This is a genomic window from Gandjariella thermophila, assembly GCF_005405885.1.
GTDB lineage: Bacteria > Actinomycetota > Actinomycetes > Mycobacteriales > Pseudonocardiaceae > Gandjariella > Gandjariella thermophila.
On record NZ_BJFL01000027.1, the window covers coordinates 40,835 to 60,961 of the forward strand.

The window sequence follows — 20,127 nt, forward strand, 5'->3', positions numbered from 1 at the left end:
GGAGGACTGGATGATGTTCTCGGCCCTCAGCCACCTCGAATGTCCGAGGTGCGGTGCCCGCCATGACGCGGACCGGGTCACCAACCTCTGCCACTGCGGGTCTCCGCTGCTGGCCGGGTACGACCTGGACCAGGTCGCCGCGGGCGTCGGCCCGGAGGTGATCGCCACGCGCCCGCCGTCGCTGTGGCGGTACCACGAGCTGTTGCCGGTGCGATCGCCGAACCATGTGGTGACCCTCGGCGAGGGCATGACGCCACTGCTGCCGCTCGCGCGGCTGGGCGCCGAGTACGGCGCACCGCGACTGCTGATGAAGGACGAGGGACTGATCCCCACCGGCAGCTTCAAGGCACGCGGCGCCGCCGTCGGTGTGTCCCGGGCACACGAACTCGGCGTCAAGGGCGTCGCGATGCCCACCAACGGCAATGCCGGCGCGGCCTGGGCGACCTACGCCGCACGTGCGGGGATGCGCAGCCTGATCGCGATGCCCGTCGACGCCCCGGAGATCACCCGACGCGAGTGCGTCGTGGCCGGCGCCGAGCTGTACGCCGTCCGCGGCCACATCGGGCAGTGCGGGCAACTGGTCAACAGGGCCGTCGCCGAGCGCGGCGGATACCAGGAGGTGTCCACCCTCAAGGAGCCGTACCGGCTCGAAGGCAAGAAAACGATGGGCCTGGAGCTTGCCGAGCAACTCGGGTGGCGCGTGCCGGACGTGATCCTCTACCCCACCGGAGGCGGCGTCGGCCTGATCGGCATCCACAAGGGACTGCGGGAACTCCAGCGAATCGGCTGGATCGGGGACAGGTTGCCGCGGCTGGTCGCGGTGCAGGCGGCCGGCTGCGCGCCGATCGTCCAGGCGTTCCACAGCGGTGCGTCCACCAGCGAGCCGTGGCCCGACCCGCGGACGATCGCGTTCGGCATCACGGTGCCCAAGCCGCTCGGCGACTTCCTCATCCTGGACGCCCTGTACGCCACCGGCGGGACCGCGATCGCCGTGGACGACGCGGACACCCTGGCCGAGCAGTCCCGCTGCGCCGCGCTGGAGGGAACCTTCGTCTGCCCGGAGGGTGCCGCCGCCCTGGCCGCCGTCCGAGCGTTGTCCGCATCCGGCTGGATCACACCGGACGACGAGGTCGTCGTGCTCAACACCGGTGCCGGGCTGAAGTATCCCGACACGGTGTCCATTGAGGACGTCCCCGTGCTCGACCCCGACGGCGTGATCCCTTCCTGACAGCCGGGGGAAACCACGCACGGCCGCTCCGACAGGGCACCACGGAACTCGTTGCCTTCCGGGTGGAGCCAGCCCGATGCGGCTACCGCGGCCCCGGTGGCTCCGCCGGGGTCCGGGGCGGTTCGGGCCGCGCGAGAACCTGCTCGGCGAGGCCGCCGACGACGGGCGCGAGCACCTGGGCGTACCTGATCGTCAGGTGGTTGTCGTCCCGGTACACCAGGGCGTTGCCGACGATGGCCGGGCAGCGGTCCGCGGTGCAGAACAGCGGGGTGAGGTCGGCGTACTGACCGCCGCCGGCCGCGGTCGCCGACGCCTCGGCGGCGATACCCGCGTCGCTCATCGCCACGGACCGCCTGGGCGCGCAGGCCGTGGCGTCGTCCAGGTGGGCGGACAGGCAGGTCGGCACGGTCGAGTGCGGGTCGGGGATCGGCCCGAGGACGAGGACGGCGGCGCTGGCGGCCCGCAGTTGCGCCACCACGCGGGTCAGGCTGTCCAGCCAGGGCCGGCCGTAGACGGGGAACCCGAAGTCGGCGCCGTACCGGCGGGACATGCTCAGCACGACCAGCCGCGGGTGCTCGGCTCGCAACCTGCCGAGGATCTCGCCACGCCACCGCTCGCACTCGGTGTATTCCCGGCCCAGGTAGGGACTGGTGATCGGCAGGTCGAGCAGCGGGCAGGTCACCTTGGCCAGGGTCTCCAGCCGCCAGTGCCGCTGCTCGGCGAGCGACTCGAACGCCGGGCTCCACATCGCCGCGTGCGAGTCGCCGACCAGTGCCACCGTCGTAGTCGAGGCTGGGTCGCCGGAGACACACGGGGGCTGCCCGACGTCGAGCCAGGAGCGCACGCAGCCGTTGAGGAACACGGCCGGCTTGTCGGCCGGCGCGTGGGCGAGCGGCGGTGCGAGGTTCGCCGGGACGGCGCGCACCCCGGCCGATGCGGCGACCGCGGCCTGCACCTGCGCGATCATCTGCCGCACCGCCGCGGCCTGCGGATCGGCGGCGGGGGACGCCGGCGGAGGCGGGGTGCGGACCGTCGGTGCGGCGGCCACCGCCCCGTGGCCGACCGGGACGGGCACCGCCACCAGCAGCACCAGCCCCGCACTCGCGGCGACCGCGGTGACCGCGCCGCCGAGGGTGAGGCTGCGCGCCGCCGAGCGCCGCAGCGGAGCGGCGAACCGGCCGGGGTTCTCGATGAGGTGCAGGGTGAGCACCGCGAGCCCGCCGGACACCGCGGCCGCTCCCAGCCGACCGGCCAGCCCCAGCGAGCGGCCGAGCAGCGGCGGCGCGAGCAGCAGCACCGGCCAGTGCCAGAGGTACCAGGAGTAGGACAGGCGGCCGAGCGCCCGCATCGGCCGCAGCGACAGCCCGCGGCCGACCCCTCGGCGGGGCCCGGCACAGCCGGCGCCGAGGATCAGCGCCGTGCCCAGCACGGGCAGCAGCGCGGCGGTACCCGGATACGGCGTCGTCCCGCCCAGCCGGGCGCATGCCAGGACGATCAGGGCCAGCCCGATCCACCCGGTGACGGCCGCCGACGCCGGAGGCAGCCGGCACCACCGGCGCGCCGAGAGCGCCACCACGCCCCCGGTCGCCAACTCCCACGCCCGCGTGGGCAGCGAGAAGAACGCCCACGGCGGCAGGGTGCGGGTCCAGGCCAGCGCGACCGCGAGTGACGCCGCCCCGAGCGACGCGAGGACGAGCAGGTACGGCGTCGCCGACGGCGCGGCCTTCGCGCCGCTGCCCCTGCCGCGCCGGGCCAGCCAGGCGGTGCCGAGCACCAGGGCCGGCCACAGCAGGTAGAACTGCTCCTCGAGGCCGAGCGACCAGTAGTGCTGGAACGGTGACGGTGCCGCGTCGGCCGCCAGGTAGTCGGTGCCCTGCACGGCGAACCGGTAGTTGGCGACGTAGAGCGCGCTGGCGATGCCGTCGCCGAGCACGTCGCGGGCCTGCAGTGGGGGCAGCAGCGTGGCCGCGCCGATCGCGGTGACGACCACCACGGTGCCCGCGGCCGGCAGCAGCCGGCGGGCCCGCGCGCCGTAGAAGTGGGCGAGCCGGACGGTGCCGGTGCTCTCCGCCTCGCGCCAGAGCATCCCGGTGATGAGGAAGCCCGAGACGACGAAGAAGACGTCGACGCCGACGAACCCGCCGGAGACACCGGGCACGCCGGCATGGAAGAGGACGACGGCCAGCACCGCCACAGCCCGCAGGCCCTCGATGTCGGGCCGGAATCCCCACCGCCGCGCAGCGCCATCCATTGCGCGGAAGGTAGGCAGAGGTCGTCATTCTCGCCGGCAGTCAGGTTCCCGAGACGGCCGAAAAACGTAGCGCTGCGGCACCATTCTCACACCGGCCCGTGCGACGCCTACCCACCAGAACGGGTCGCATGCCGATAAGCGGTCATGACGGAACGCCACCGGAAAACGACACCGGCCCAGCGAATCATGCCCACCGCCGAACATCCTGGCGGCCCAGACCACGTATCGGACCGACCGCGACGTTCCCAATCGACGGAATCACGAGACCACGAAGAAATGCCGCCCCGGCACCGGTTCCCGCGGCCGGAAGGTCACACCTGGGCGGGTGACGATCTCGCCCATCGGGTGAATCGGATGCCGACACGCGGGTGACCACCCGACCGGAGGTTCCGCGCCGGCGTCGAGGCCACTTTCTTCCTCACTCAGCCGGTGTGTCGCGGGTTCGCGGGCCCAGCGCGCGACGGCGACGACGCCGCCGGATTCGGCACCTACCACAGCCGGAACCGGGACGTAGCCCGATTCGGGAGATCCGCGAAGCGCCGCCGCGCCACGTCACCGGCGGCGACCGATGATCGTTGTTGGATGAGCCGCGTGGTCTCGGCGACATCGGTGGCGCCGGTGCCCGCACCGTCGACCGAAAGTGATGTGAGTTCATGGCCGGTGGGCCGTCGTTGCCCGGAGCGCTGGGCGCTCTCGGCCCGCTGCTGGACCGCTACGGCTACCTCGCGGTCGCCACGCTGATCACGCTGGAGGACTTCGGCGTGCCGGCACCGGGCGAGACCGTGCTGATCGCCGCCGCGGTCTACGCGGGCACCGGCCGCCTCAACATCGGCGTCGTCGCACTCGTCGGCTTCGCCGCCGCGGTGTTGGGCGACAACATCGGCTTCGCCATCGGCCGCCTCGGCGGGCGCCGCGTCGTCGAACGGTTCGGCCGGTACGTGTGGCTCACACCGGCCCGGCTGCGCGCCGCCGAGACCTTCTTCGGCCGGCACGGCGGCAAGATCGTCGTCGTGGCCCGGTTCGTGGAGGGCCTGCGCCAGGCCAACGGGATCATCGCCGGCATCACCGGCATGCCGTGGCGACGGTTCCTGGCGTTCAACGCGCTGGGTGCCGCGCTGTGGGTCGGCGTGTGGGCCAGCCTCGGTGATCTGGCCGGCGCGCACGTCGGCGCGATCATCGAACGGCTCCACCGCTACCAGTACGCCCTGCTCGCCGCCCTGGCGGCACTGGTGGTCGGGCTGGTCCTTCGCCACGTGCTGCGCCGCCGGCGGGAGCGGACACCTCGATGACCCCGGTGACCGCCGCACGGCCCGACGAGCACCTGCCCGCGGCTCACGTCGTGGCGTGGCCCGACGGGCGGCCGGCGGGACGGAGGGCGGTGCGTTCCGCCGCCTCGGCAGCCGGCTCCGGTTCCCTCGCCACCACGCGCACCCCGTCCTGCCACACCTCGCGAACGTTGCCGGGCAACCGGTCCAGGTCGAGCGCGTCGCCGTCGACCACCACCAGGTCCGCCCGGAAACCCGCAGCGACCCGGCCGAGTTCCTGCTCGTACCCGAGCAGCCGCGCCGCCGACGAGGTGGTCGCGGCCAGCACGTCCGCCGAGGCGGGGTGGCTGCCGGTGCCGTCGAAGACCAGGCCGCCGGCGAACAGGGTGCGGCGCGCCGGGGATCCATTCGGGCCGGTCACACCCGCACGCTCCCGCTCGGTGCGGCCACCGGCTCCTCGACCCGCGGCGCGGGCGCGTGCCCGGTGGCCCGCTCGGCGGCGGCGGCGACGGTGAGCACGGCGATGTTCACGACCAGGCCGACGATCCCCACATTCACGGTGCCCACCGCCGGGCCGCCGAAGGTGAGCCACACCACCACGACCTCGCCGGCGAGCAGACCGAGCAGCACGGGAGCCGTGCCGGTCACCCGGCGGCGCAGCAGGCCGAGCCCGTTGGCGGGCGCCAGTTGCGCGGCGCCGCTAAACGTCAGCAGCAGCAGGTTCGCCAGCAGGTCGGGCCGGAAGATGCCGAGCAGCAGCGCGAGTCCACATTGATGAACCAGACGTGGTCGTTGTGCCCGGCGTGGATGGTGAGCATGTCCGGCCGGAGCTGCGCGACCCGGTGGAACATCGCCGAGATACCGCCGGCGAAGTGCGCCGGGATGGCGAAGATGAGCACGGCGAGCACGACCAGCATGATGGCGTCCTTGAAGTAGGACGTCGTCGCGACGCCGTGCAGCCCGGCCCACAGCACGAAGGCGAGTACCAGCAGCGTGCCGATCACCATGCTGGCGGTGCTGGACGCCGCGTCCCCGGTGACCAGCTTGACGATCAGCCCGAGCCCGGTGATCTGCAGTTGCAGGTAGGGCAGCACGAACACGACGCCGAGGACGGCGGACAGCGTGCCCAGCGCCCTGCTGCCGTAGCGGTCGGCGAGGAAATCGCCCTGGGTGAGGTAGCCGCGCTGCTTGCCGAGCCGCCACACCCGGTCGGCCATGAAGAACACCACCACGTACCCGATCGGCACGTAGGGCAGCGCGTACATCGCGGCCACCCCACCGCTGAAGGCCAGACCCGCCATGCCCAGGAAGGTGAACGTCGTGAAGATCTCGCCGGCCTGGAGGAACCACATGGTCAGCGCGCCGAACCGGCGGCCGACCACGGTCCACTCGGTGAGGTCCGCGGCGGGCCGGCGCCGCCCGACGAAGCCGAGCACCCCGATCAGGACGATGCCGGCGAAGGTGAACGCGAGGATCGTGCTCATTCCCGGTCGCCCCCTCCTGCCCTCGGGTCATCCACCGTTCGGCGAGCAGCAACGCCGGAGTGAGCAGCAGGCACCAGGCGCCGCCCCAGACGAACATCCGGGGCAGCCCCAGCCACAGCGCACTGGTGTTGACGAACGGCAGGAACGGCATCAGCAGGAGTGCGACCACCGGGATCGCCGGGAACAGGTAGTGGATGCGCATGCGTGCCTCCTTCTTGTCCGCGGGTATGCGCGCCCACGATCCCGTCGGCACGGCCGGCTCGCGGACGGCGTCGGCTTGCCGCGCAGGGATGCCCTGCCTCCGCGATCGTGCGGCCCGCGGCTTGACACGATCACGGAAACTCCCTCGGGGCGTCGGGATGGGACGGTGGGCGGCGGTCAGTCTCCCCTGGCGAGACGCCGGGCGGCGAGTTCGGCCAGCAGTGCCGCGCCGTCGGCGAGCACGCCGTCGTCGAAGGCCGCCAGCGGAGAGTGGTTGTTGGGCGCCGACTCGGGGTCGTCGCCCACGCACGCCCCGAGGAACACGTACGCCCCGGCACCGCCTGCAGCACCCGGGAGAAGTCCTCCGCGCCGGCGAGCGGGTGCTCCATCTCCTGGAACCGGTGCGGGCCGAACACCTCCCGCACGGTCTCGGCCACGAACGCGTACTTGTTGGGGAACAGCGCGGACGAGACGTGCAGGCCGTACGCGGCCGCCGGCGGGCGCCCCGCGGCCTCCAGCAGGCTCATCCGTAGCTCCCCGACGTCGCTCGGCAGAACGTTGCTCGCGCCATGATGCGAGCCTCGACCACCGCGGCCGCGGTGATGTAGAAATCGGGCATGGGGGCCGGCTCACCCGGCCCGCCCGCGCGGTGACCGACCGCGACTCCACCGCCGCTCCCCCGGGGGGGCCGGCGCTCACACCTGCTGCGTCGCCAGGCAGACGCCGAGCGCGACCAGCGCGGCACCCAGCAGAAGCTCCTGCGTCCGCCGGGCCCGCGCGGAGTTGAGCAGGCGACGGGCACGGTTCACGGTTATCGCGGTCACCGTCAGCCAGGACAGGCTGCATGTCAGCGTGATCGTGGCGAGTGCCACCGCGATCGGCACCGCCACCGATGGCCGGCCAACCGGAAGGAACTGCGGCAGCGTGGCGATGAAGAACAGGGTGACCTTGGGATTGGTCAGGTTGGTCAACAACCCCTGCGTGTACGGCGCTCCACGGCGGGCCAACGGCCGGCCCGGATGCGTCATCTCCCACGGCCCCTCCGGGGTCGCACCGCGGATGCGCAGCGCGAGCCACGCCGTCCGGCAGCCGAGCACGATCAACAGCAGCGCTCCGAGAAGCTTCATGATCTCGTAGACCATGGGGAAACGCAGCACCAACTCCGCCATGCCGAGCGCGACCACCGCGGCGTGGACGAGCATTCCGCTGGCACAGCCCATTGCCGTGAAAACCCCGGCCCGGGTGCCGCCCTGTAACGATGTGCGTATGACGACCGCGGTGTCCAGCCCCGGTGTGATTGCCAGCAACACGCATAGACCGATGTACGGCAGCAGTCCGGCCATGGGAGGAACCCTCACCCTTTCTGTGCGACCGGAAAGACATGTCGCCCACATGTCTTATCCCTGCGACTTGTGCACGCCGCCGATGTGGGCCGAGCCCATTGCCGCCTGGCTCTATTTAACTCTTCGCGCGCCAAAACCGCGTATCCGCCAACCCGACTACCGAAATTGCGCGGCGATTGCTCTGGGCGGGTAAAAGGGTCCGGCGCAAACCGGTCGGGGCGCACGTCCGGATACCCGGGACGGCCGAATCCGTTCACCCATTTCGCCGCAACTCGGCGAGGATGCCGCTACCCGCGGCAACGTCAACATCAACAAGACATCAAGCCGACTGCGCCGCGCGGGTGACACCGGAGGCCGCCCGGATTCGCCGGCGCTACCGTCACGGGCACCGCCGGCATGGCCGGGATACGTTGACACGTAAGGGATTTCGGCGCGCCGCGACCCCGCCGCGGTTCGTTCTGAATGGCCGGAAAAAGCACACGTGTGGGTGCCCTGCGCGGTGATACCGCGGGCGATCAGCCGGAACAGGCGGTCTTCGACGGCTCGAGCCGGTCGATGTCCCTGCCGGGGGGCGCGAGGCCATGAAAAAGGCCGGGTGAGGCGCGCTGGCGCCGCACCCGGCCGGGTCGCGTGGTCAGTGTGCGCTGTTGGCGAACTGGGTGGTGTAGGTCTTACCGAGGTCGATGGTGTGGCCCTTGACGGACGGGTCGAAGGCGGTCAGCACGGTGAGCACGGTCTGCGGCCCGTCGGCCGGCATGACGCCGTCGGCGGTGAACATGGCCTTCTCCGCGTCCAGCGCCTTGACGTACTGGTCCTTGCCCACCCCGGCGTAGTACGCGGGCGGCATCTTGTCGGTGATCTCGGCGGCGGAGTGCGCCTGGATCCACTTCATCGTCTTCACGAAGGCGTTGACCAGCTTCTGCACGGCGTCCTTGTGGCCGTCCACCCAGGAGGTCTGCATGTAGACCGAGGCGGCCGGATAGGTGCCGCCGAGTGCCGCCTTGGCCCCCTGCGGGGTGCGCATGTCGATCAGCACCTTGGCCTGGCCGGTGTTGAGCAGTTGGGACACCGTCGGCTCGGTGGTCATCCCGCAGTCGATCTCCTTGTGCTGCATCGCCGCGATGAAGGTGGGGCCCGCCTCGACGGCCACCGATGTGATGTCCTTCTCGGACAGTCCGCTGTGGACGGCGAGGTACTTGGTGAGGAAGTTGGTGGACGAGCCCAGCCCGGTGACCCCGAGCCGCTTGCCCTTCCAGTCCGCCGGTGACGAGATGCTGCCGGCCTCGTCCGAGCGGCACAGCTCGACCTCGCCCGGCGCCTGCTGGAGCTGGACCACCGACTCGACCTGCTTGCCCTTGCCCTGCAGGTCGAGGGTGTGGTCGTAGAACCCGACCACGCCGTCGACCTGCCCGGCGAGCATGGCATCCTCGGCGTCAACGCCGGCCGGCTCGTCGGAGAGCTGGACGTCCAGTCCCTCGTCCTTGAAGTAGCCGAGCTGCTGGGTCAGCATCGCCGGCAGGTAGATCTGCTTGTTCAGGCCGCCGACCATGAGCTTGACGGTGGTCGCGCCGCCCGCTGCGGCGGCACCGCCGGACGTCGAGGTACCGCCACCACCGCAGGCGGTCGCGGCGAGGGCCAGCGCGACACCGACGGCGGCGATGCCGAGGGATGTGCGGGACATGGTGTTTCTCCTCCGGGACGGGCGGATGGGGAACGGCTGGCGCGTGCTGGGTCACAGGTCGGCGCCGGAGAGCTGCGGGGGTCGCCAGGACAGCAGCTGCTTCTCGAGCAGGGTGATCAGGCCCTCGGCGGCGAGCGCGATGACGGCGATGACCACCATCGCGGCGAACACGCCGTTCGGGTTGAACGAGCCCTGCGCCTGGGAGATCAGCAGGCCCAGGCCCTGCTGGGCGCCGAGGAACTCGCCAACGATCGCGCCGATGAGCGCGAACCCGAAGCTGACGTGCAGGCTGGCGATGATCCAGGTGAGCGCCGAGGGCAGCACCACGTGAAAGGTCACCTGGCGCTTGGAGGCGCCCAGGATGCGGGCGTTGGCCACCAGGTTGCGGTCCACCTCGCGGGTGCCCTGGAAGGCGTTGAAGAACACCGCGAAGAACACCAGCACCATCGCGAGGGCCACCTTGGACTGCACGCCGAGCCCAAGCCAGACGATGAAGATGGAGCCGAGCACAATGCGCGGGATCGAGTTGAGCACCTTGATGTAGGGCCCGAAGATGTCGGCCAGCATGCGGACGCGACCCAGCGCGATGCCGCACACGATGCCGAGCACCACACCGATGGCGAAACCGACCAGTGCCTCCTGCAGGGTGACACCGACCTGCGTCCACAGTGAACCGATCTCGGTGCCGCCGGTGACCCAGTCGCCGACCTGCGCGGCGATCCTGGTGGGCTGCCCGAAGAAGAACGGGTCGAGCACGCCGGCGCGGGCCAGGACTTCCCAGCCGCCGAGGAACACGACCAGCGGGACGAACCGGACGGCGTTCACCACGAGGCGGCGCCGGCGCGGCCGCGTACCGGCCTCCGCCGGCTCGGCGATGTCGGTTCCGGCGTGCGGCGTCGGCGAAACGGCCCGGGTATCGGGGCGGGCGGTGCTCACAGCGTCTCCTTCTCGGGTTCCGCGGTGGACGGCGGGGCGGCGGCGGTGCGGGCGTAGGCGAGTTCGACCTCGTCCCGCAGCGACTCCCAGATCCGCTGGTACATCTCGACGAACGCGGCGTCGAAGCGGATCTCCTGGGCGCGCCTCGGGCGAGGCAGGCCGACCTCGAAGGTGGCCTTCACCGTGCCGGGTCCCGCGGTGAGCACCACCACCTTGTCGGCCAGCGCGATGGCCTCCTCCAGGTCGTGCGTGATGAACACGACCGCCGGCCGGGTCAACTCCCACAGCCGCAGCAGCTCGTCGGACATGATCTGCCGGGTCTGCACGTCGAGCGCGGCGAACGGCTCGTCCATCAGCAGGATGCGCGGCCGGTTGATCAGGCTCTGGGCGAGCGCGACCCGCTTGCGCATGCCGCCGGAGAGCTGGTGCGGGTGCCGGTCCTCGAACCCGGCGAGCCCGACCCGGCGCAGCCAGTCCCGCGCCTGCTCGACGGCCTCCCGGCGCGGCACGCCCCGGAACAGCGGCCCGGCCGCCACGTTGGCCAGCACCGACTTCCACGGGAACACGGCGTCGTTCTGGAACACGAAGGCGATGCCCTCGCTGATCCCCCGCACCGGGCCGCCGTCCACCAGCACCTCGCCACGGCTGGCCGGTTCCAGACCGGAGATCAGGGACAGGGTGGTGGACTTGCCGCACCCGGTGGGGCCGACCACGGCGCAGAACTCCCCCGGCGCCACCGTGAGGTTGAGCCGCCGCAACGCGGTGTGCACTGATCCCGCCGGGGTGCGGAACCGCTTCGTGACGTCGCGCAGCTCAATCGCCGGCGGGGACGGATCGGAGTGTGTCATCGCTGAAGGTCCTCGCGCTGTCCGGGAATCGTCGTTCGCCGCGGAACGCTAGATGTGGCCCCGGCCACCGCGCGGGGTTTGCGAGGCTTGCGTGACTATTCGGCGTTTCTCGCGGTTGTGTGCGTTCTGTTCAGCAGCCGGGCTTTACCAGGCCGGTCCGGCCGGTGACACTCAGGACGCCGAACCGGGGGCATTCAGGCGCCGAAGGAGCCGCGTGGATGCGCACGAAAAAGCTGTCGACCCAGATCACGATCAGCCAACTCACCATCCTGGTGTGCACGGTGGCGATCGGCTTCGCCCTGTTCGCCGGCGAGGAACGGCACCAGCTCGACCGGCAGTACCAGGGTGAGGCGCTGGCCATCGCGCAGACGGTGGCCGGGGTGCCGGAGATCCGCGCGGCCATGGAGTACGGCGACGCGGGTGACCTGGTGCAGATGGTGGCCGAGCGCATCCGGCGGAACTCGCAGGCCGCCTACGTCGTGGTCATCGACCGCGACGGCGTCCGGCACTCCCACCCCAACCCCGCGCTGGTCGGGCAGCCGATCACCGAACCGGTCGAGGCGCTCGACGGGCACACGCACGTCGGGATCGACCCGGGCAGCCTCGGCGCGTCCGCGAACGGCAAGGCGCCGCTGTACGGGCCGACCGGCGACCTCGTCGGCGAGGTGTCGGTGGGCATCCTGGAAACCCGGGTCACCGGGCACCTGCTGGCCGAGTTGCCCAGTTTCGCCCTGTACACCGCGCTCGCCCTGGCGGTCGGCGTCGCCGCCTCGCTGCTGCTCGCCCGGCAGCTCAAGCGCAGCACCTTCGGCCTGGAACTGCCGGAGATCGCCGCGTTGCTGCAGGAGCGGGAGGCGATGTTGCACGGCATCCGGGAGGGCGTCATCACCCTCGACCCGGACGGCCGGTTGACCCTGGCCAACGACGAGGCCAGGCGGCTGCTGCCGACCCGGGACCTGCAACTCGGCGTACCGCTGGTGGACGTGGTGCCCCCGGGCCGGCTGCGCGATGTGCTCTCCGGCGCGATCGGCGGCACCGACCGGGTGGTGCTCACCGGCGACCACTGCCTGGTGGTGAACCGGACGCCGGTGTCCGTGGCCGGCCGCGACCTCGGCGCCGTGATCACGCTGCGCGACCGCACCGAGATGGAGGACCTGGTCCGCGAGCTGGACAGCGCGCGTGGCCTCACCGACGCGCTGCGCGCCCAGCAGCACGAGGTCGCCAACCGCATGCACACCCTGGCCGGTCTGCTCGAACTCGGTGACCGCGAGCAGGCGCTGCGCTACCTTACCGAGACCGAGGGGCTGGCCGCCGAACGCGCCGACGCCATCCGCGAGCGCATCGGTCACCCGCTGGTCGTGGCGCTGCTGCTCGCCAAGACCACGGTCGCCGCCGAGCGCGGCGTGGACCTGGTGCTCACCGAGGAGTCCTGGCTGACCGAGACGTGCCCGCACGCCCGGGAACTGATCACCGTGCTCGGCAACCTGGTGGACAACGCGGTGGACGCCGCGGCCGCCGGCCCACCTCCGGCGCGGGTCACCGTGGATCTCGAGGAGGGCCCCGACGACGTGCTCGTCCGGGTCCGCGACACCGGTACCGGCATTCCACCCGACGCCGCGGCGCACATCTTCGACGACGGGTTCAGCACCAAACCAGCGGACGGTCACCGGCATCGTGGCCTCGGCCTGGCCCTGGTGCACCGGCTGACCCGGCGGCGCGGCGGCTCGATCACGGTCAGCGAGGGCCCCGGTGCCACCTTCACCGTGCGCCTGCCGCAGTCCCAGCGGGCGGCGAGCACACCGCAGCGGACGGGCGCGCCGTCATGATCCGCACACTGGTCGTGGACGACGACTACCGGGTGGCCGCCATCCACGCCGCCTACCTCCGCCGCGTACCCGGGTTCGCCGCCGTCGGCCCCGCCCACAGCGCCGCCGAGGCGCGCGCCGCCATCGCCGCCGAGCGGGTGCAACTCATCCTGCTCGACCTCTATCTCCCCGACGAGCACGGACTCGACCTGGTCCGCGCCCTGCCCGACTCTCCCGACCGGCCCGACTTCATCGCCATCACCGCCGGCCGCGACGTGCGCAACATCCGCACCGCCATGCAACTGGGCGCGGTGCACTACCTGGTCAAGCCCTTCCGGTTCGCCCGGCTCGCCGAACTGCTCACCGCCTACCGGGACGTGCAGGAACGGTTGACCACCCTCCGCGAGGCCCGGCAGGACGACGTCGACCACCTGTACGGCCTGCTGCGCCCGCCAACCCTGCCCGCTCCCAGCAAGGGGCACTCCGCCCCCACCCTCGCCCTGATCCGCGACACCCTGCGCGCCGCGGACACCGACATGTCCGCCACCGAGGTCGCCGCCCAACTCGGCGTCAGCCGTCCCACCGCGCAGCGCTACCTCTCCTACCTCGCCCGGCACGGCGTCGTCGAACTGCTGCTGCGCTACGGCACCACCGGCCGCCCGGAACATCGCTACCGGTACCGGGTGGCGCCGTAGCCGGCCGACGCGGCCGCCGCGCGTGCCTGCCGGGCCAGCCGGCGGGCCTCCCGCAACGGCGCCGGGGTGCGGTGCCCGGCGGTCGCCAGGACGACGCGGGCGGCGGTCTCGGCGTCGGTGCGCCATGCGGCGTGCGCGGCGACTGGCCGGCGGCCGCTCCTGGTCCGCACCCAGTGGCCGACCAGCTCGCCGTCCAACCACAGCGGCGCGGTGGCGCCCCGCTGGTCGGGCGGCCAGTCGCCCCGCGCCAGCAGGGTCCGGTGCGTGACGCCCACCGTCGGCACGTCGAGCACCGCGCCGAGGTGCCTGGCGAGCCCGGTCCGGCGCGGATGGTCCAGCCCGGTCGCGTCGACCAGCAGCACGTCCGGCCGCTCCGGCAGCGCGGCGACCACCGCCTGCAGCACGGCGCCGAAGCGCAACGCGAGCAACCCGAACGCATAGCCGGCGCCCGCGCGGGCCGGGCGGGCCGCCCGGCCGACGCAGCGCCGCCCGCGGTACGCCGCCGCTCCGGCCCACACCGGTTGCCCCGCCGCGCCGGGACCGGCATGCCCGCGCGCCGGAGCGGCGAAGCAACCAGCCACCAGGGAACCGGGCGTCCACCGCCACCCGGGCGGGTGCGCATCGCGCAGCGCGTCCTGCACCGCCACCAGGTCCCGCACCGTGGTCGGCCACGCGCTCGGCGGCGGCGCCCCGGAATCCGGTTGCCCCCGGCGAGCCACGGTGCGCGGCCACCCGGTCTCTCCCGTCACGCCCCGATCGTGCGCCCGGACGCGAACCGCCGGCCAGCACGCCGCTGGTGCCGGGCGCTCGGTCCGGTCCGCGCGGAGAACCACCGGCCGCGCCGGCGCTCAGTCCGTCGCGACGGCTCGCAGGTAGACCTGCGACTCGGTGCGCCCGGGAGCGACCTTGGCCCGCACCTGGCGTAGCCCCGTCACCTCGAAACCCGCGTCGCTGACCACGGCGGCCAGTTGGTCGGCCGGGTAGGCGGTGACGTGCAGCGGAACGTCGAAGAAGGAGATCGGCGCGAGATCGAAGTCACCCAGCACCATGGCGAGCGACAGCAGGCGCGGACCGCGCAGCCGCGCACGAATGGCCCGCAGCACCGCCGGAATCTCCTTCCTGCCCAACATCAGCAGCGCGAAGAACGACACGGCCGCGTCGAACTCGCCCAACTCCGGTCCGAGGGCGCGAACGTCCTGGCGCACGAAGGTCGCGGCGGGCACCCGGCTGCCGGCCAGCCGCAGCATGGTGGCCGACTCGTCGATCCCCACAACGGTCAACCCCGCATCGCTGAGTTGGCGCGCGGTCGGAACACCGCTGCCGCACCCGACGTCCAGAACCCGCGCACCGGCCGGCAGCGTCCCGATCAGCCAGTCCCCCTCGGCAACCTGGGCCGCGCGATCCTGGAAGGACTGCTCGTAGCGTTCCCCGATCAGATCGAACGGGCACTGTCCCGGCGTGTCCTGGCCTGTGGTCACCCCTCGCAGCATGGTCGGCCGGCCGAGGGCTGTCCAATGACTTCCCGCGGCTTTCCGGGTTCGTCCGGGGCATTCGGCGCCACGGGTTGGTGCCAGAGCCGTACCGGCCGGTTGTGCGGCGCGGCACCGGCGCACCGCTGCTTACTCAGCGTGAAAGGCCCGTCATGGTGACGTGATTCTCGCGCTGAGTGTCTCGGCGCTCGCCCAGCGTGCAAGAGCGCAATCTCTGCGCCGCAGGGTTCCAGTTGACCTCGAAAAACGCCTAGCCTGATGCTTCCGACCCCGACCCCCGAAGGGTCCGGCACCCCTCGCGGAACCGGCCCCGCCAACCCCGTGGAACTCATGGACCCACTACGGATTGTTGATAACTCCGGCCCGGACCGTCCCCCGAACAAGCCCGACCACCGCGACAACGAGCCGACCCGCCCGGCGCTTCGCGCCGCCGAGCCCACCGACGCCCGCGTGGACCCGGTGGTGCGACCGGACCCGGCCCCGAAGGCCCGCCCGGACGAGGTTCCCGCGCCGGCCCGGTTACTGATCACCCGTGGTCCCGAGGTGGGGACCTGCTTCGACCTCACTGCCGCGGTGACCACCATCGGGCGCTACCGCAACTGCGACATCGCGCTCGACCACGTGACCGTCTCTCGACGCCACGCCGAGATCCGTCGCGACGGCGGCGGCTACACGATCGTCGACGCCGGTTCGCTGAACGGCACCTACCTCAACCGGCACCCCCTCGAGGCCCCGGCGACGCTCGCCGACGGTGACGAAGTCCGAATCGGCATCGTCCGCTTCACCTTTCACACCAGACGGGTTTAGCCCGCTTGGGACGACGCCGTCGGGTCCGCAGTGGACGGACGAGCACGGCGCCGTCCGGGCGGTGGTAGGCGGATGAGCGCTCCCACCGTGCGGCCCACGACCATTTCGGAGGTTGACCTGTGAGCACCGACGCTGTGTGGACCCGAGGCGTGATGGGGATCCAGCTCCATCACGCCACGGACCTGCAGGACGCCGCCCGGTTCCTGGGCAACGCCGTCATGGCGGTGCGCGCCGCCCACGTCCGGACCGGCGACGAGCGCTATGCGGCCCTCACCGCCCAACTCAGCGACATGCACGCGCGAATGCGCGACCTCGAAGGCCAGGCGCGGGCCAGCATGCAGGCGTTGCACTCCGCCGATCCTGACCGGTTCGTCCGGTGCCGCGACGGCGAGGAGCCGTGGCCGGACGAGATCGAGCCGGGCTTCGTGCCTCGGCACACGTGCCAGGACCGGTGCATGTACCACGACCACGGCGTGCTCGACGCGCTCATGCAGTGCACCTGCGCCCGACCACCGTGCCGGGCCTGCGCCATCGAGGGCAACCGCTAGCCGGCCGGGCGCCCACACGTCCACACCGGCGCACCGAGGACGGACACCGTCCAGCGCGCCGAAACGCGGCGTGACCTTGCCGCGCTGGTGGCGGAACTGCCCGCGGCGCAGCGGGTCGCGGTGGTGCTGCGGCACGTCACCGGCCTGCCGATCGCCGAGGTCGCCGCCGTGCTCGGCTGCCCGGAGGGGACCGCGGCGACTCGGCCGCGGAACTCGCGCCCTGCTTCCGGGAGCGGTTCGGCCGACCCCTGGTCCCGGCCGAGCGGCCGCCCGCGGGCCTCGCTGCCGCGCTGCGCACCGGACGAACCAGCCGCCTGAGGATCGACCTGCGTGCGTTGACCGCGTTCGAGGTCGAGGTGCTCTCCGCCACAAGCCGCATCCCGCCCGGGCAGAACCGGCCCTACGCATGGGTGGCCCAGGAGGTCGGCCGGCCGAAGGCCGTCCGGGCGGTGGGTTCCGCGCTGGGCCGCAACCCGGTGCCGCTGCTCATTCCCTGCCATCGGGTCACCCGCTCCGACGGGAAGCCCGGAGACCACGTGTTCGGCGCGCCGGCGAAGGAGGCGATCCTGCGCGCTGAGCAGGTCAACCTCACCGAGGTGCGGGAACTGGCGAAGGCACGCATCTTCTACATCGGTAGCGAGACCACGGGCATCGTGTGCTTTCCGACCTGCCACAATGCGCGGCGGATCACGCCGGGCCACCGGCGCGGGTTCCGGACCGTGGGGCAGGCCAGCTACCGGCCATGCCGGCACCGCCGACCGGCGCTGGCCGGCACGGCATGACCCGACGGCATCCCGGTCGTGGCCATCGCCGCTCGTCGCCGCTATGCCGCGCCGGCGCCGACGAGCCTGGCTCGGAACTGCATGGAGCGGTACGGCCAGTTCGTCGCCGTGTTCCACTGGCTGACCACCAGGTGCAGGTCATCGGGGGTCGACCCGGGCAGGATGTAGCCGCCGTACGGCTGTGCCACCCGGCCGGCGGCATGGTCCTCGGCATCCCACGAGCAACCGCTCACCAGCGTCTCCCTCGGCGCCTCGTAGAGGTTCGCCGTCGGCGAGTCCAGGGTCAGCACGTCGATGCGGTAGTTGCCCGCGTCGAAGAACGTCAGCAGCCACCGCGGACCGGTCCTCCGCAGGCACAGCTCGCCGTAGGCCCCGGTGAGCGCGATCGTCGGCGGGTTGCCCCACGCCCAGGCGCCGTCAAGGTAGCCCCAGCCCTCCCAGGCGGTCGGGTCGGTCAGCCGGGACTCCGGGACGCGGTGCAGGATGAGTCCCTTGTCGCGCTGAAACCCGGTGGAGAAGGCGTACACGTAGCCATCCGAGCCCCGTTCCCAGGTCAACATCTGGAACAGCCCGCCGAGGGCGTCGCCCGGCCACCGGGCTCCCGTCGGCTCCCAGGTCTCGCCGTTGTCGGCCGAGCGGTACACCTCGGTCCAGTGCACGTCGCCAATGCCCTGGCACACCATGACGTGCAGGTACATCGTGTCGCCGACGGTCATGAGGTCGGTCGGCAGCACGGTCTCGACCCGGCGACCCCCGATCGTCGACCCGTGCCGGTAGCCCAGCACCTGCTGCGCGTAGCCGCCCGGTCCCGCCGAGCCGACCCACTCCAGGCCCGCTGCCACGGTCACCGGGTCGGCGAAGAGCACCACCGGCGAACGCCAGCCGGGGCCACCGACGCTCGCCCGCTCGAACGTGTCGCCGAACACCGAGACGAGCCGCCCGTCGGGGGCGACGGCGGTCACCCCGAGATCGGTGCCTCCGACGCCGAACCGGTCGGTGTGACCGGGCCCGGTCAGATCCTTGACCTTGCTCGCGACAGCCACTCCGCTCCTTTCCACGCGACCGGAGCCGGACTACCTCCTCGCATGCCCACCCCATCACGGGACCCAGGCCGCTCGCCAGCGCCCCGCCCCGCGGGTGGCACCCCGGAAACCTCGCTTCCGGCACGGACCGCGCGGCGGTCTTACGATGCGGGTGCACCGTACGCCCGGTACGAGTGCGTGTGCCGGTGGCGGCGTCGAGGCCGCCGGGGGTCGCCGCCACGGCCGAGGTGTTCGTCGAAGTCGCGCCGCAAGGGCGTGTCTGCTACCCGCGGAGCGGACCACGATGTTTCTGAGGGAGTTCCTGCGGAACCCGATGCGGACCGGTGCGGTGGGCAGCACCAGCCGCAGGTGTGTCGACGCGTTCCTGGGTGAGATGGATCTGGGGAACGCGCGGCGGGTGGTCGAGTTGGGCGCCGGCACCGGCGCGATCACGGCGGCGCTGCGGGAGCGGTTGCCGCCGTCGACGAAGGTGCTCGCCGTCGAGCTGAACCCCCACCTGGCCGACCTGCTGAAGCAGCGGTGCGCGGCGAGCAATGTCGAGGTGGTGTGCGCATCCGCGCTCGAGCTGGGCACGTTGCTCCGCGAACGGAACCTCACCGCCGTCGACCAGGTGGTCAGTTCGCTGCCGTTCAGCCTGATGTCGGAGAGCGACCAGCGCGAGGTCCTCCGCGCGGTGTGCGACGCGCTCGACGGCGCCGGGCGGTTCAGCACGCTCCTGACCGCCCATCAGAGCCTCACCCAGCGCGGCCGGCGTTTCGACGAGCTGCTCCGGCAGCACTTCTCCGAGGTGGACCACGGCCCGACGCTGTGGGCGAACGTCCCGCCACTGCGCGCGTACCACTGCCGGCGGTGCCGCTGAGCGGCCTCTCGGGCCGCTCGCCGGGCCGGCGCGAATCCTTCCGGGTCGCCGGTCCCCGGACGATCGGGACGGAAGTCCCATGCTCGGCCGTACCTTTGTGCGGCACCGTAGTCCTGCTGGGGACTCGGCAAGCCTGCCCCGAAGACGGCGGCGGAAAGCGTCAGCGATCGGCACCGGGGGTCGAGACGAACACTGCGGGACGGGCTCGGTAGCACGCTGGCGAGGGAACGGCCATGGTCCTTTCTGGAATATCAGGCGTTCCGGCCGAGCATCGGAGAATTTGGCCCCCAGTTCGTCCGGGGCAGCCGGCCGAATTGCCGGAACGGCGGACCGGCAGCCGCGGCACGACGACAATTCCGCCGATTTCCACACGGTGACATTCGCCGGTGGGGAGGTGACTCCGATGGCGATCACCGCGGGTGAGCTGTCAGAGATCGGGTTGGACCACCAGAACAAGGCGGCGCTCGGCCGGCTGCTCGCCACCGGACGGCTCGCCTACGCACAGGAGGGACCCGAGGGCCGCATGCGCGCAGAGGTCCGGATCCCACCCGACGAGCTGGTCTGGGACCCCTCGATTCTCGTCATGCCCCATGGTGGCGACCTCGACCTCGAACTCGTCAACGACGACACGAACACGCACTGCGCGCATCTGCCGAGCAACGGCGACAGCAAGTGGATGTGGTTGGCGGTCTACTCCCGAGGAAAGGCCACACTGAACCTCGACGGCCCTGGCTACTACTGGTTCAGCTCCAATATCGGCAACGACGAGGGCCGGGGTTTGATCGGCGCGATCGTCGTGCTCGGCGACGCGCCGCCGGAGGCCCGCCTCGACCGGCCGGACCAGCCACGGCCATAGAAAGG

The 20,127-nt window shown here is 72.0% G+C and carries 22 protein-coding genes; 10 read left to right on the forward strand and 12 right to left on the reverse strand.

Annotated features, from left to right (window positions below; genetic code table 11):
• Positions 1–10: 10 nt before the first annotated feature.
• On the forward strand, positions 11–1,228 hold the full coding sequence (locus tag FFT21_RS21230) for a threonine synthase (RefSeq protein ID WP_137815678.1): 1,218 nt from the start codon (positions 11–13) through the stop codon (positions 1,226–1,228).
• A gap of 82 nt (positions 1,229–1,310) precedes the next feature.
• Here the strand turns inward: FFT21_RS21230 and FFT21_RS21235 are convergent, their stop codons facing one another.
• The gene (locus FFT21_RS21235; RefSeq protein ID WP_137815679.1) at positions 1,311–3,479 is read right to left on the reverse strand and encodes an acyltransferase family protein; all 2,169 of its coding nucleotides are present in this window, start codon (positions 3,477–3,479) and stop codon (positions 1,311–1,313) included.
• A gap of 653 nt (positions 3,480–4,132) precedes the next feature.
• Here FFT21_RS21235 and FFT21_RS21240 point away from each other — a divergent pair.
• Positions 4,133–4,768, forward strand: coding sequence for a DedA family protein (locus FFT21_RS21240; protein ID WP_137815680.1), 636 nt, complete (start codon positions 4,133–4,135; stop codon positions 4,766–4,768).
• Between the two features lie 43 nt (positions 4,769–4,811).
• On the opposite strand, the gene FFT21_RS21245 is transcribed toward FFT21_RS21240, so the two are convergent.
• The 8 genes from FFT21_RS21245 to FFT21_RS21275 all read right to left on the reverse strand — a co-directional run bounded on the left by FFT21_RS21245 (position 4,812) and on the right by FFT21_RS21275 (position 11,237).
• Positions 4,812–5,165: an amidohydrolase family protein gene (locus tag FFT21_RS21245; protein WP_225978609.1), complete on the reverse strand. Its 354-nt coding sequence runs from the start codon at positions 5,163–5,165 to the stop codon at positions 4,812–4,814.
• A complete protein-coding gene (locus FFT21_RS29905) occupies positions 5,162–5,392 on the reverse strand; it encodes a hypothetical protein (protein ID WP_225978610.1) in 231 nt (76 codons plus the stop codon). Before FFT21_RS29905 ends, FFT21_RS21245 begins: the two co-directional genes overlap by 4 nt.
• A 59-nt stretch (positions 5,393–5,451) precedes the next feature.
• Positions 5,452–6,228, reverse strand: coding sequence for a hypothetical protein (locus tag FFT21_RS21250; protein ID WP_225978611.1), 777 nt, complete (start codon positions 6,226–6,228; stop codon positions 5,452–5,454).
• A gap of 332 nt (positions 6,229–6,560) precedes the next feature.
• Positions 6,561–6,956, reverse strand: coding sequence for a hypothetical protein (locus FFT21_RS21255; RefSeq protein ID WP_371856846.1), 396 nt, complete (start codon positions 6,954–6,956; stop codon positions 6,561–6,563).
• Between the two features lie 168 nt (positions 6,957–7,124).
• Positions 7,125–7,772 carry a LysE family translocator gene (locus FFT21_RS21260; protein ID WP_137815682.1) on the reverse strand — a complete coding sequence of 216 codons (648 nt, stop codon included), beginning with the start codon at positions 7,770–7,772 and terminating at the stop codon, positions 7,125–7,127.
• Positions 7,773–8,406: 634 nt separating this feature from the next.
• Complete coding sequence (locus FFT21_RS21265) at positions 8,407–9,453, reverse strand: ABC transporter substrate-binding protein (RefSeq protein WP_137815683.1); 1,047 nt, start codon at positions 9,451–9,453, stop codon at positions 8,407–8,409.
• Between the two features lie 51 nt (positions 9,454–9,504).
• Positions 9,505–10,389 carry an ABC transporter permease gene (locus tag FFT21_RS21270; protein WP_225978612.1) on the reverse strand — a complete coding sequence of 295 codons (885 nt, stop codon included), beginning with the start codon at positions 10,387–10,389 and terminating at the stop codon, positions 9,505–9,507.
• The gene (locus tag FFT21_RS21275; protein ID WP_137815684.1) at positions 10,386–11,237 is read right to left on the reverse strand and encodes an ABC transporter ATP-binding protein; all 852 of its coding nucleotides are present in this window, start codon (positions 11,235–11,237) and stop codon (positions 10,386–10,388) included. The genes FFT21_RS21270 and FFT21_RS21275 overlap by 4 nt, the downstream gene beginning before the upstream one ends.
• 218 nt (positions 11,238–11,455) lie before the next feature.
• Here FFT21_RS21275 and FFT21_RS21280 point away from each other — a divergent pair, with 218 nt between their 5' ends.
• The gene (locus FFT21_RS21280; protein WP_137815685.1) at positions 11,456–13,063 is read left to right on the forward strand and encodes an ATP-binding protein; all 1,608 of its coding nucleotides are present in this window, start codon (positions 11,456–11,458) and stop codon (positions 13,061–13,063) included.
• Positions 13,060–13,737, forward strand: a complete 678-nt coding sequence (locus tag FFT21_RS21285; RefSeq protein ID WP_137815686.1) for a response regulator — start codon at positions 13,060–13,062, stop codon at positions 13,735–13,737. The genes FFT21_RS21280 and FFT21_RS21285 overlap by 4 nt, the downstream gene beginning before the upstream one ends.
• On the opposite strand, the gene FFT21_RS21290 is transcribed toward FFT21_RS21285, so the two are convergent.
• On the reverse strand, positions 13,713–14,486 hold the full coding sequence (locus tag FFT21_RS21290) for an endonuclease V (protein ID WP_225978613.1): 774 nt from the start codon (positions 14,484–14,486) through the stop codon (positions 13,713–13,715). The two genes, FFT21_RS21285 and FFT21_RS21290, sit on opposite strands and share 25 nt — an antisense overlap.
• A gap of 99 nt (positions 14,487–14,585) precedes the next feature.
• The gene (locus FFT21_RS21295) at positions 14,586–15,215 is read right to left on the reverse strand and encodes a class I SAM-dependent methyltransferase (RefSeq protein WP_192909671.1); all 630 of its coding nucleotides are present in this window, start codon (positions 15,213–15,215) and stop codon (positions 14,586–14,588) included.
• A gap of 462 nt (positions 15,216–15,677) precedes the next feature.
• Here FFT21_RS21295 and FFT21_RS21300 point away from each other — a divergent pair, with 462 nt between their 5' ends.
• From FFT21_RS21300 to FFT21_RS21315, 4 genes are all read left to right on the forward strand, one after another.
• Positions 15,678–16,034, forward strand: a complete 357-nt coding sequence (locus FFT21_RS21300) for an FHA domain-containing protein (protein WP_225978614.1) — start codon at positions 15,678–15,680, stop codon at positions 16,032–16,034.
• 119 nt (positions 16,035–16,153) lie between these two features.
• A complete protein-coding gene (locus tag FFT21_RS21305; protein ID WP_225978615.1) occupies positions 16,154–16,582 on the forward strand; it encodes a hypothetical protein in 429 nt (142 codons plus the stop codon).
• Between the two features lie 87 nt (positions 16,583–16,669).
• Positions 16,670–16,900, forward strand: a complete 231-nt coding sequence (locus FFT21_RS29910) for an RNA polymerase sigma factor (protein ID WP_264081661.1) — start codon at positions 16,670–16,672, stop codon at positions 16,898–16,900.
• Positions 16,901–16,917: 17 nt separating this feature from the next.
• Entirely contained in the window at positions 16,918–17,364 is a 447-nt protein-coding gene (locus tag FFT21_RS21315) for a methylated-DNA--[protein]-cysteine S-methyltransferase (protein WP_225978616.1), read from the forward strand.
• Positions 17,365–17,405: 41 nt separating this feature from the next.
• Here the strand turns inward: FFT21_RS21315 and FFT21_RS21320 are convergent, their stop codons facing one another.
• Positions 17,406–18,407, reverse strand: coding sequence for a glycoside hydrolase family 183 protein (locus tag FFT21_RS21320; protein ID WP_137815690.1), 1,002 nt, complete (start codon positions 18,405–18,407; stop codon positions 17,406–17,408).
• A 283-nt stretch (positions 18,408–18,690) separates the two neighbouring features.
• Between FFT21_RS21320 and FFT21_RS21325 the strand changes: the two genes are divergently transcribed.
• Both FFT21_RS21325 and FFT21_RS21330 read left to right on the forward strand, forming a co-directional pair.
• Positions 18,691–19,266: a class I SAM-dependent methyltransferase gene (locus FFT21_RS21325; protein WP_192909672.1), complete on the forward strand. Its 576-nt coding sequence runs from the start codon at positions 18,691–18,693 to the stop codon at positions 19,264–19,266.
• A 403-nt stretch (positions 19,267–19,669) separates the two neighbouring features.
• The gene (locus FFT21_RS21330) at positions 19,670–20,122 is read left to right on the forward strand and encodes an MSMEG_3727 family PQQ-associated protein (RefSeq protein ID WP_137815692.1); all 453 of its coding nucleotides are present in this window, start codon (positions 19,670–19,672) and stop codon (positions 20,120–20,122) included.
• Positions 20,123–20,127 lie beyond the last annotated feature (5 nt).